General features: G+C 70.4%; 10 protein-coding genes. 9 read left to right on the plus strand and 1 reads right to left on the minus strand.

All coding sequences use genetic code 11. The features are described 5' to 3' along the window. Positions 1-230 precede the first annotated feature (230 nt). From nudB to VFM98_RS10485, 9 genes are all read left to right on the plus strand, one after another. A complete protein-coding gene (gene nudB, locus VFM98_RS10445) occupies positions 231-680 on the plus strand; it encodes a dihydroneopterin triphosphate diphosphatase (RefSeq protein WP_325109859.1) in 450 nt (149 codons plus the stop codon). Further along, entirely contained in the window at positions 677-1,405 is a 729-nt protein-coding gene (locus VFM98_RS10450) for an endonuclease/exonuclease/phosphatase family protein (protein ID WP_325109860.1), read from the plus strand. The genes nudB and VFM98_RS10450 overlap by 4 nt, the downstream gene beginning before the upstream one ends. A gap of 3 nt (positions 1,406-1,408) precedes the next feature. Next, positions 1,409-2,626 carry a cardiolipin synthase ClsB gene (gene clsB / locus VFM98_RS10455; protein ID WP_325109861.1) on the plus strand — a complete coding sequence of 406 codons (1,218 nt, stop codon included), beginning with the start codon at positions 1,409-1,411 and terminating at the stop codon, positions 2,624-2,626. Further along, complete coding sequence (locus VFM98_RS10460) at positions 2,623-3,648, plus strand: ligase-associated DNA damage response exonuclease (protein WP_325109862.1); 1,026 nt, start codon at positions 2,623-2,625, stop codon at positions 3,646-3,648. Before clsB ends, VFM98_RS10460 begins: the two co-directional genes overlap by 4 nt. Before the next feature lie 151 nt (positions 3,649-3,799). After that, positions 3,800-5,524, plus strand: coding sequence for an ATP-dependent DNA ligase (locus VFM98_RS10465; RefSeq protein ID WP_325109863.1), 1,725 nt, complete (start codon positions 3,800-3,802; stop codon positions 5,522-5,524). A gap of 42 nt (positions 5,525-5,566) precedes the next feature. Further along, positions 5,567-6,298, plus strand: coding sequence for a GTP cyclohydrolase I (folE, locus tag VFM98_RS10470; RefSeq protein WP_414709011.1), 732 nt, complete (start codon positions 5,567-5,569; stop codon positions 6,296-6,298). 8 nt (positions 6,299-6,306) lie between these two features. Further along, entirely contained in the window at positions 6,307-6,729 is a 423-nt protein-coding gene (locus VFM98_RS10475) for a BLUF domain-containing protein (RefSeq protein WP_325109865.1), read from the plus strand. Then, entirely contained in the window at positions 6,730-7,539 is an 810-nt protein-coding gene (locus VFM98_RS10480; RefSeq protein ID WP_325109866.1) for a DUF429 domain-containing protein, read from the plus strand. Between the two features lie 64 nt (positions 7,540-7,603). Beyond that, on the plus strand, positions 7,604-8,686 hold the full coding sequence (locus tag VFM98_RS10485; protein WP_325109867.1) for a flavodoxin family protein: 1,083 nt from the start codon (positions 7,604-7,606) through the stop codon (positions 8,684-8,686). Here VFM98_RS10485 and VFM98_RS10490 read toward each other — a convergent pair. Further along, positions 8,643-10,355 (minus strand): SulP family inorganic anion transporter, encoded by a 1,713-nt coding sequence (locus tag VFM98_RS10490; protein WP_414709012.1) that lies wholly within the window; start codon positions 10,353-10,355, stop codon positions 8,643-8,645. The two genes, VFM98_RS10485 and VFM98_RS10490, sit on opposite strands and share 44 nt — an antisense overlap. Positions 10,356-10,617 lie beyond the last annotated feature (262 nt).

Here is a 10,617-nt window from a genome sequence, read left to right on the forward strand (position 1 = left end):
CGGAAGTAAAGGAGGAGGCGCGGGCGCGCTGTCATGACGGGCAACGGTTCCCATCCGCGCCGGGGGACATGGAGGAGACGGACAAACCCCCTCCGGGCCGGCCCAGAGGGGGAAACGGACAACACCCCTCCCGGCCGGACCAGGAGGCGCCCGCTGTCCCGAAGCAGCACGCAGCTTTGAAGGTCGTCAGCCCCCCGCGCGGGAATGACGATATTCTTGGGCTCAGCGCCATGTCCAAGCCGTTCAAGATCCCGCAGTCCGTCCTGGTCGTGATCCACACGCCGGCGCTCGACGTGCTGCTGATCAACCGCACCGACTCGCCCGGCTACTGGCAGTCGGTCACCGGCTCCAAGGACAGCGAGGACGAGCCCTTCGAGGCCACCGCCATCCGCGAGGTGCGCGAGGAAACGGGCATCGACTGCGCCCTCGGCACGCTCACCGACTGGGGCCTCGAGAACGTCTACGACATCTATCCGCACTACCTGCACCGCTACGCGCCCGGCATCACGCGCAACCGCGAACACGTGTTCGGCCTGTGCGTGCCGGCCGGAACGCCGGTGACGCTCAACCCGCGCGAGCACACGGCCTGGCAGTGGCTGCCTTACCGCGCAGCCGCCGACGCCTGCTTCTCACCCTCCAATGCCGAGGCGATCCTGATGCTGCCCGACTTCGCCCCATGACGGTCCTGCGCATCGCCACCTACAACATCCACAAGGGCGTGCAGGGCCTGGGGCCGGTGCGGCGGCTGGAGATCCAGAACCTCGGGCATGCGGTGGAGCAGCTCGATGCCGACATCGTGTGCCTGCAGGAGGTGCGCAAGGTGCACCGGCGCGAGGAGCGCTATTTCACCCAGTGGCCCGAGCTGCCGCAGGCGGAATTCCTGTGCCCCGAGGGCTACTTCGCCGTCTACCAGACCAACGCCCGCACCAAGCACGGTGAGCACGGCAACGCCGTGCTTTCGCGCTGGCCCGTGGTCTCGCAGGGCCACGAGGACATGTCGGACCACCGCTTCGAGCAGCGCGGCCTGCTGCACGTGCAGGTGCTGGTCAAGCGCCGCCACGTGCACGTGATCGTGCTGCACCTGGGGTTGATCGCCGGCAGCCGCGTGCGCCAGGTCGAACAGCTCGGGCGCTACATCGAGCGCGAGGTTCCCAAAAAGGCGCCGCTGGTGGTGGCCGGCGACCTCAACGACTGGGGCGCCAAGCTGCGTCCGCTGATGAACAAGCTGCGCCTGCACGATTTCGCCGGCGAGCGCGTCCGCACCTATCCCTCGCGGCTGCCGATCACGCAGCTCGATTTCGTCTACGGGCGCGGGATGAAGGCGGCGGGCATCGAGATCCCGCGCGGGCGGATCTGGTGGCGCATGTCCGACCACCTGCCCCTGATCGCCGAATTCAGGCTCTGAGGCATGGCGCACGCAGTTCCGCCCTTGCGCCCCGGCCACCAGATCCAGCTGCTGGAGGGCAGCCGGGAATTCTTTCCGGCCCTGGTGGCGGCCATCGACGCGGCGCGCACCGAGGTGCTGCTGGAAACCTACATCTTCGACTTCACCGGCAGCGGCGCCGAGGTGGCCTATGCGCTGGAGCGGGCGGGCCGGCGCGGCGTGCTGGTGCGGCTGGTGGTGGACGGCGCCGGCACGCCGGAGGTGCCGCCCTTCTGGAGCGCCCGCTTCGACCACGCCGGGGTGCAATGGGTGGTGTATTCGCCGGTGGGCCGCTTCGGCCTGCTGTGGCCGGGCCAGTGGCGGCGGCTGCACCGCAAGCTGTGCGTGGTGGACGGCAGCGTCGGCTTCTGCGGCGGCATCAACATCCTGGACGACTTCCACGATCCCAACCATGGCCCGCTCACCTCGCCGCGCTTCGACTTCTCGCTGCGTGTCGTGGGGCCGCTGGTGGCCGAGATGCACGCCACCATCGTGCGCCAGTGGTCGCGCATCGAGGCCATGGGGCAGCTGCGGCGGGCGCACCTGGGTGACGCGCTCGGATTGTTGCGCGCCACCACGGCCCGCGTTCCCCCGCGGCCGGCGCCGCGCGGCACCGAGCACCGCAACGTGCGCGCCGCGCTGCTGCTGCGCGACAACCTGCGCCGCCGCGCCGTCATCGAGCGCGCCTACCTGCGCGCCATCGGCCGCGCGCGCGAGGAGATCCTGATCGCCAACGCCTACTTCGTGCCGGGCGGGCGCATGCGCCGCGCGCTCGTGAACGCCGCCCGCCGCGGCGTGCGGGTGGTCCTGCTGCTGCAGGGGCGCTACGAGTACTTCATGCAGTACTACGCCGCGCGGCCGGTGTTCGGGGCCCTGCTGCGCGCCGGCGTCGAGATCCACGAATACGCGCCGAGCTTCCTGCATGCCAAGGTCGCCGTGATCGACCGCCGCTGGGCGACGGTGGGCTCGTCCAATCTCGATCCGCTGAGCCTGCTGCTCGCGCGCGAGGCCAACGTGGTGCTGGAGGACCGCGGCTTCGCCGGCCGCCTGCGCGAGCGGCTGGTGGCGGCGATGCGCGAGGAGGGACACCGCATGGACCCGGCCGCCTACGAGCGCCGGCCGCCGCTGCAGCGCCTGAAGGAACGGCTGGCGCTGGTGGTGATGCGCACGCTGCTGGCGATCCAGGGAAAGAAGTACCTGTGAGCGCCGACCTGGTCGTGCAGCGCCCGGAGGGCCTCTATTGCCCGCCTGGCGATTTCTACATCGACCCGTGGCGGCCGGTGGCGCGCGCCGTGATCACCCACGCCCATTCCGACCACGCGCGCTTCGGCCACGGCCACTACCTGGCGGCCGCACCCGCCGAGGGCGTGCTGCGGGCGCGGCTGGGCGAGATCTCGCTGCAGACGCTGGCGTACGGCGAGACGGTGCAGCATCACGGCGTGACGCTTTCGCTGCATCCGGCCGGCCATGTACTGGGGTCGGCGCAGGTGCGGCTGGAGCACGGCGGCCGGATCTGGGTGGCGAGTGGCGACTACAAGGTGGCTCCCGATCCGACCTGCACGCCCTTCGAGCCGGTGCGCTGCGACGTGTTCATCACCGAGTCGACCTTCGGGCTGCCGATCTACCGCTGGTGCCCGGACGAGGAGGTGTTCGCGGACATCAACACCTGGTGGGCCCGCAACGTGGACCATGGCCGCGCCAGCGTGCTGGCCTGCTACAGCTTCGGCAAGGCGCAGCGGCTGCTCGCGGGCATCGACCCCTCGATCGCACCGATCGTGGTGCACGGCGCGGTGCGGCCGCTCAATGACGCCTACCGCGCCGCCGGCGTGGCGCTGCCCGACACGGCGATGGTCACCGAGATCCAGGACAAGGCCGACCTGCGGCGCTGCCTGGTGGTCTGCCCGCCGAGCGCCGTCGGCAGCCCCTGGCTGCGCCGCTTCGGCGATGCGCAGACGGCCTTCGCGAGCGGCTGGATGCAGGTGCGCGGCAACCGCCGCCGGGGCGGCTACGACCGCGGCTTCGTGCTCTCCGACCATGCCGACTGGCCCGGCCTGCACGAAGCCATCGCCGCCACCGGCGCGCAGCGCGTGATCGTCACGCACGGCAGCGCCCCCGCCATGGTGCGCCACCTGCGCGAGAAAGGCCTGCAGGCCGAAGCCTTCGCCACCGAATACGGCGACGACGTGGTCGAGGCGGATTTGCAGTTGCCTGAGGGAGGCGCGTGAAATACGAACTTCCGGACGCAGAGGACGCGAAAGATACGCAGAGGACGCAAAAGAGACAAGGAAGACTCTTGAAGGTTTTCTTTTGCGTTCTCTGCGTACCCTTTGCGTCCTCTGCGTCCGGAAGTTGGGTTTTGACGGCCTCCATCCTCCCATGAAGCGCTTCGCCCGTCTCTTCAGCGAGCTGGATGCCACCACCTCCACCAACGAGAAGGTGGAGGCGCTCACGCGCTACTTCGACGAGGCGCCGGCGCGCGACGCCGCCTGGGCGGTGTACTTCCTGGCCGGCGGCAAGCCGCGCCAGGTGGTGAAGACCGGCGCCCTGGTGAGCCTGGCCTGCTACCTGGCGCAGATCGAGCCCTGGCTGTTCGACGAGTGCTACCAGCAGGTCGGCGACCTCGCCGAGACCATCGCCCTGGTGCTGCCGCGCGGCGACGCGCCCTCCGACGTGGGCCTGGCCGAATGGGTGGAGGAGCGCCTGCTGCCCCTGCGCGGCCTGCCCGAGGACGAAGTGGCCCGGCGCGTCGGCACCTACTGGTGGGAGCTCGACACGCTGGGCCGCTTCCTCCTCACCAAGCTGGTGGGCGGTGGCTTCCGCGTCGGCGTGAGCAAGCTGCTGGTGCAGCGGGCGCTGGCGGCCCATGCCGGCGTCGACGCCAAGCGGGTCGCCCAGCGCATGATGGGCTACACCGACGGCAAGACCATGCCCTCGCCCGAGCGCTACGAGGCGCTGGTCGCCAAGGCGGAAGAGGGCGCCGCGGAGCAGCCCGACGCGGGCCAGCCCTATCCCTTCTTCCTCGCCCACCAGCTCGACGCCCCGCCGGAGGTGTTCGCGGCCCGCCTGGGGCCGGTGGACGACTGGATGGTCGAATGGAAGTACGACGGCATCCGCGGCCAGGTGGTCCGGCGCGGCGGCCAGGCCTGGGTCTGGTCGCGCGGCGAGGAGCTGGTGACCGAGCGCTTCCCCGAGATCGAGGCACTGGCGCGCACGCTGCCCGATGGCACGGTGCTCGATGGCGAGATCCTGGTGTGGAAGGAGGAGCCCGATCCGCAGACCGGCGCGCCGGTGGGCCGGCCCGCGCCTTTCGCCCTGCTGCAGCAGCGCATCGGCCGCAAGAACGTGACCAAGAAGATCCTCGCCGAGGCGCCGGTCACCTTCATGGCCTACGACCTGCTGGAGCAGGACGGGCAGGACGTCCGCGCGCTGCCGCAGCGCGAGCGCCGCGCCCGGCTGGAAGCGCTGCTCGCGGGCACGCCCATTCCCGTCTCGCCGGTGGAGCGGGAAGCCTCCTGGCTGGATTTCGCCCGCAAGCGCGCCCAGTCGCGCGAACGCGGCGTCGAGGGCTTCATGCTCAAGCGCCTGGATGCGGCCTACGGCACCGGCCGCACCAAGGCCGAAGGCCTGTGGTGGAAGTGGAAGATCGATCCCATGACCATCGACTGCGTGCTGGTCTACGCCCAGCCGGGGCACGGCCGCCGCTCCTCGGTGCACACCGACTACACCTTCGCCGTCTGGAACCGCGCCCCCGCCGGCCGCGAGGAGGTCGACGAGGTGGTGCAGAAGATGGTTCGCAAGGAGCCGCCCCAGCCCGGCGAGCTGCAGCTGGTGCCCTTCGCCAAGGCCTATTCGGGCCTGACCGACGAGGAATTCCGCCAGGTGGACGCCCTGATCCGCCGCAGCACCCTCGAGAAATTCGGCCCGGTGCGCAGCGTCCGGCCCGCGCTGGTGTTCGAGCTGGGCTTCGAGGGCATCCAGCGCAGCGGCCGCCACCGCAGCGGGATCGCCGTGCGCTTCCCGCGCATGCTGCGCATCCGGCACGACAAGCCGCTGCACGAGGCCAATACCTTGCAGGATCTGGAACGCTTGCTGGGCTCGTAGCATCCATGGGGGGTCGCCAACCACCCGGTGTTAAAGTTGACCATGTTGATGAAAGCCGATCCGTCCAGCCAGCTGAGCCAGATCGCGCCCGACGAGGGCACGCCGGTCTCGGTCAAGATCCGCGAGCGCGTCCTGGCGGCGCGCAAGCGCTTCCATTCCAACGACAACATCGCCGATTTCATCGAACCCGGCGAGCTGGAACAGCTGCTCGACGAAGTCGAGGAGAAGATGCAGGCCGTGCTGGACAGCATGGTCATCGACACCACCAACGACCACAACACCGGGGACACCGCGCGCCGGGTGGCGAAGATGTACCTCACCGAGGTGTTCAAGGGCCGCTACGTCAAGGCCCCGCGGATCACCGAATTCCCCAATGCGGAGCACCTCAACGAGCTGATGATCGTCGGCCCGATCACGGTGCGCTCCGCCTGCAGCCACCACCTGTGCCCGGTGGTCGGCAAGCTGTGGATCGGCGTGATGCCCAACGAGCACACCAACGTGATCGGGCTGTCCAAGTACGCCCGCCTGGCCGAATGGATCATGGGCCGGCCCCAGATCCAGGAAGAGGCCGTGGTGCAGCTGGCCGACCTGATCATGGAAAAGACCCAGCCCGACGGCCTGGCGCTGGTGATGGAAGCGCGCCACTACTGCATGGCCTGGCGCGGCGTGAAGGACCTGGACAGCAAGATGATCAACTCGGTGATGCGCGGCGCCTTCCTCAAGGATCCGACGCTGCGCCGCGAATTCCTCGCGCTGATCCCGCAGAAGGACTGAAAAACGAAATGCTGGTTCGCCTCCTGTACTGCAGCCGCGCCGTGGATGCCAGCGAGCAGGCGATCGAAGCGATCCTGCGCGAAGGGCGGGAGCACAACCAGGCCTGCGGGATCACCGGCATCCTGTGCTACGGCGACGGCGTGTTCCTGCAGTGCATCGAGGGCGGCCGGCTGGAGGTGAGCGAGCTCTTCGCCACCATCCAGAAGGACCCGCGCCACAAGGACGTCGCCCTGTTGCACTACGAGGAAATCCTCGAACGCCGCTTCGGCGGCTGGAGCATGGGGCAGGTGAACGTCTCCAAGCTCAATTCCAGCACGCTGCTGAAATACTCCGCCAAGCCCGAGCTCGACCCGTACGCCGTCTCCGGCCGGGCCTCGATGTCGCTGCTGGAGGACCTGGCGGCCACCGCCGCCATCTGCGGCCGCGGCTGAGTGCTGCTGCTCGGCTGCGATTTTTCCAGCACCCCCACGCGGCGCAAGCCGATCCTGCTGGCCCTGGGCGAGGAGGCGGGCGGGCGCGTGCAGCTCGCGCGCATCGAGCGGCTGGAGTCGCTCGCTGCCTTCGGCGAGTGGCTGCGCCGGCCGCAGGCCTGGATCGGCGGCTTCGACTTTCCCTTCGGCCTGCCGCGCGCGCTGGTGGAGCACCTGGGCTGGCCCACCGACTGGCGCGACTGCATGCGGCATTACGCCGGCCTCACGCGGCCACAGATCCGCGCGACTTTCGCCGCCTACTGCGCGGCGCGTCCGGCCGGCGCCAAGTTCGCGCACCGGCGCTTCGACAAGCTCGCCGGCTCCAGCCCGTCGATGAAGTGGGTCAACCCGCCGGTGGCCTACATGCTGCACGCCGCGGTGCCGCTGCTGCTGCAGGCGGGCGTGCACATCCCCGGCCTGCATGAGGGCGATCCGCAGCGCGTCGCGCTGGAGGCGTACCCGGGCCTGCTGGCGCGCGAGCTGATCGCGCGGCGCAGCTACAAGAGCGACGAGAAGGCGAAGCAGACGCCCGAGCGCCTGATCGCCCGCAAGGACCTGATCACCGCGCTGGAGCAGGGCCGCTCGCGCCTGGGCCTGCGCCTGAAACTCACGCATGCGCAGCGCGACGCGCTGGCCGAGGACGCCAGCGGCGACAGCCTCGATGCCGTGCTGTGCCTCGTGCAGGCCGCATGGGCGGCGCGCCACGGTGCTCCGCGCTACGGGCTGCCGGACGACCTCGACCCCTTGGAAGGCTGGATCGTGAGCGCCTGAGCGGCCGGCCCCGCGGCACGGCGCTTTCCGCTAGGCTTGCCGCATCCGCACTCCAGGAGCTGCCATGGCCGGCGAGTCGCCCGAGGTCCGCAAGGGGGAATGGGGCGGGCTGCATCCGCGCGAGGAATTCCGCGCGCGCTTTCGCGCCCGCTTCTTCGACCCGGCCTACCGCGGCGAGGACGAAGCCATCGCCCGGCTGGAGGCGATCGCCTGGGAGGCCTACAGCCAGGGCCGCAAGGCCCCGGTCACGCGCAAGGCCGGCAAGGAATTCCAGGACCCCGACTACGACCTGTCCGTGGAGTGGTACGAGACGCGCAACCGCTTGCTGGCCGCGCAGGCGCGCTGGGAGGATCCCGCCACGCCCTCGCGCGTGCTGGTGATCTCGGGTGCGGCCCGCAACGACGGCACCTGCCCGGGCGAGATGTCCAAGAGCTTCCGCTTGGCGCGCATCGCGCAGGAGGCGCTGCGCGCGGAAGGCCCCGAGGTGGACCTGCTGGACCTGAGCCAGCTCACTTCGGATTTCGACCGCCACATCCACCCCTGCAAGGGCTGCGTCTCCACCGCCATGCCCTTGTGCCACTGGCCCTGCAGCTGCTATCCCAACCACGCGACGCAGCAGGTCAACGACTGGATGGCGGAGATCTATGAACGCTGGGTGTCAGCCCATGGCGTGCTGCTGGTGACGCCCACCCACTGGTACGCCACCTCCAGCCCGATCAAGCTGATGCTGGACCGCCTGGTCTGCGCCGACGGCGGCAACCCCGATCCCACCGCCACCGGAGGCAAGGACCCGGCCAAGGCCAAGGCGCTGGAGCTGCAAGGCTGGAACTACCCGAAGCACCTGGCCGGCCGCGCCTACGGCGTGGTGGTGCACGGCGACGTGGCCGGCATCGACGGCGCGCGCCGCATCCTGTGCGACCAGCTCGATTGGATGGGCCTGATCGATGCCGGCCCCACGAGCCGGCTCGATCGCTACGTGGGCTACTACGAGCCGTATGCGACCAGCCACCAGGCGCTGGACCGCGACGAGGCCTTCCAGGAGGAGGTGCGCAACGCCGCCCGCGCGCTGGCCCAGGCGGTGGCCGAACTCCGGCAGGGCCGCCTCAGCGCGCCTGGACGGAATCTCGCACGTCCTCGTCCGAAATAGGCTGGGCCAGCACCTCGTGGTTCTGCAGGGTGCCGAAGGCGTGCAGCGCCTCGTTGTCGGTGCGGTACAGCTTCAGCAGCGGATCGGGCGCGATCACGCCGGCGCGCTGCAGCACGCGCTCCACCGGCAGCTTGATGCCGCTGATGTGCAGCGTGATGCCGCGCTCCTTCAGGGTCTTGCGCAACTGGCCGAACATCTCCACGCCAGTGGCGTCGATGCGGTTGATCGGGTGCGCGAACAGGCAGATGTCGCGCACCTCCGGGTGCACGGCCAGGTGTTCCACGATCGCGCGCTCCATGTCGGTGGCCGAGGCGAAGTCCAGCTCCGCGTCCATGCGCAGCGCGTAGAGGTGCGGCGCCAGCGGCTGCAGCTTCCACAGGTGGCGGTCGCGCAGGCTGCCGTCCGGGTGCAGGCCCACCTCGATGATGCGCGGGTGCAGCCGCAGGTAGAGGAAGTAGGCCAGGCCGATCAGCACGCCGGTGAGCACGCCCCAGTAGATGCGCGGCGCCGAGAGGATGGTGACGGCGAAGGTCGCGCCCGCCGTGGCCGCCTCCACCTTGTCGATGCCCCACAGCTTGGCGAACACCGCCGGCTTGAACAGGCTGGAGACGGCGGCCACCACCACCGCGGCCAGCACCGCCCGCGGCACGTGCGACAGCGCCGGGGTGAGCAGCAGCAGCACCAGCAGCACGAAGCCGGTGGCGAACACGGTCGCCCAGCCCGTTCGCGCGCCGGCGTAGAGCGTCAGCGCCGAGCGCGAGAAGGAGGTGCTGGTGGCGAAGGCGCCGGAGAAGGCCGAAGCGAGCTTGCCGACGCCCTGGCCCACGAGGTCCTGGTTGGCGTCCCAGCGCTTGCCGTCACGCTGGCTCTCGATCTTGGCGCTGGCGGCCATCTCCAGCGAACTCACCAGCGTGAGCACGAGCGCGGCGGGCAGCAGGGTGGAGAACTGGTCCCAGCCGGGCCAGCCGGGCCAGTAGAAGTCGGGCAGGCCCTGCGGCAACGGGCCGACCACGGCGCCGCCTTTCGAATAGCCGGTCAGCCACGCGAGCAGCCCCGAGGCCGCCAGCACGATCAGCATGATCGGCAGGCGCGGCGCCACGCGGCGCGCGACGACGAACAGCGCGAGGCTCACCACGCCGTACGCGAGCGCCTGCACGTCGATGCGCGGCGCGTGCAGCAGCTGGCCGAGCGAGCCTTCGAGGCCGATCAGCGCCGGCAGCTGCGAGGCGATGATCAGCAGCGCCGCGGCCTGGCTGAAGCCGGCCAGCACCGGCGAGCTCACCAGGTTGAGCACCCACGCGGAACGGGTGGCGCCGACGAGGATCTGCAGTCCGCCCGCCAGCAGCGCGAGCCAGACGGCCAGCGCCACCCAGCTCGCGCTGGCCGGCTCCGCCATGCCGATCAGGGAGGCGCCCACCAGCACGCTGCTCAGGGCCGAGGGGCCGACCGAGAGCCGGGTCGAGGCGCTGAAAAGCACGGCGAGCAGCGCCGGCAGGAAGGTGGCGTAGAGGCCCGTCACCAGCGGCATGCCGGCGAGGCCGGCGTACGCGACGGATTGCGGGATCATGACGACGGCGACGGTGACCGCCGCGACGGCCTCGCCGCGCAGCAACTGCGCATCGGGTCGGGGCCAGTTCAGGAAGGGGAGCCAACGGGACAGCTTGGACATCAGGGGCATGAGTATGCACGGGCGCCCCGTCACCCCCGTGCAGGCGGGGGCCCAGGGGACGCGTGCAGCGCGTGACACGAGTCCATCGCGCCTTGTGTGCCGCGCTGCGTCGGTGCCCCTCGGTCCGGCACAGGCCGGATTTGTCCGCCTCCTCCATGTCCTCCGGCGCGGATGAGCGCTCAGCCCCCACCTGTCGCCGCGCCCGCGCCTCCCCCTTTACTTCCGGAGGCGGACAAACCCGTCCTGCGCCTGCAGTGTGGGA

This window comes from Ramlibacter sp. (assembly GCF_035706265.1).
In the GTDB taxonomy this organism is placed as follows: domain Bacteria; phylum Pseudomonadota; class Gammaproteobacteria; order Burkholderiales; family Burkholderiaceae_C; genus Ramlibacter.

Excerpts from the sequence above, each read along its gene's own strand:
- folE (WP_414709011.1), top strand. The coding sequence starts at position 5,567 with ATGTTGATGAAAGCCGATCCGTCCAGCCAGCTGAGCCAGATCGCGCCC.
- VFM98_RS10490 (WP_414709012.1), bottom strand. The coding sequence starts at position 10,355 with ATGTCCAAGCTGTCCCGTTGGCTCCCCTTCCTGAACTGGCCCCGACCC.
- VFM98_RS10450 (WP_325109860.1), top strand. The coding sequence starts at position 677 with ATGACGGTCCTGCGCATCGCCACCTACAACATCCACAAGGGCGTGCAG.
- clsB (WP_325109861.1), top strand. The coding sequence starts at position 1,409 with ATGGCGCACGCAGTTCCGCCCTTGCGCCCCGGCCACCAGATCCAGCTG.
- VFM98_RS10475 (WP_325109865.1), top strand. The coding sequence starts at position 6,307 with ATGCTGGTTCGCCTCCTGTACTGCAGCCGCGCCGTGGATGCCAGCGAG.
- VFM98_RS10485 (WP_325109867.1), top strand. The coding sequence starts at position 7,604 with ATGGCCGGCGAGTCGCCCGAGGTCCGCAAGGGGGAATGGGGCGGGCTG.
- nudB (WP_325109859.1), top strand. The coding sequence starts at position 231 with ATGTCCAAGCCGTTCAAGATCCCGCAGTCCGTCCTGGTCGTGATCCAC.
- VFM98_RS10465 (WP_325109863.1), top strand. The coding sequence starts at position 3,800 with ATGAAGCGCTTCGCCCGTCTCTTCAGCGAGCTGGATGCCACCACCTCC.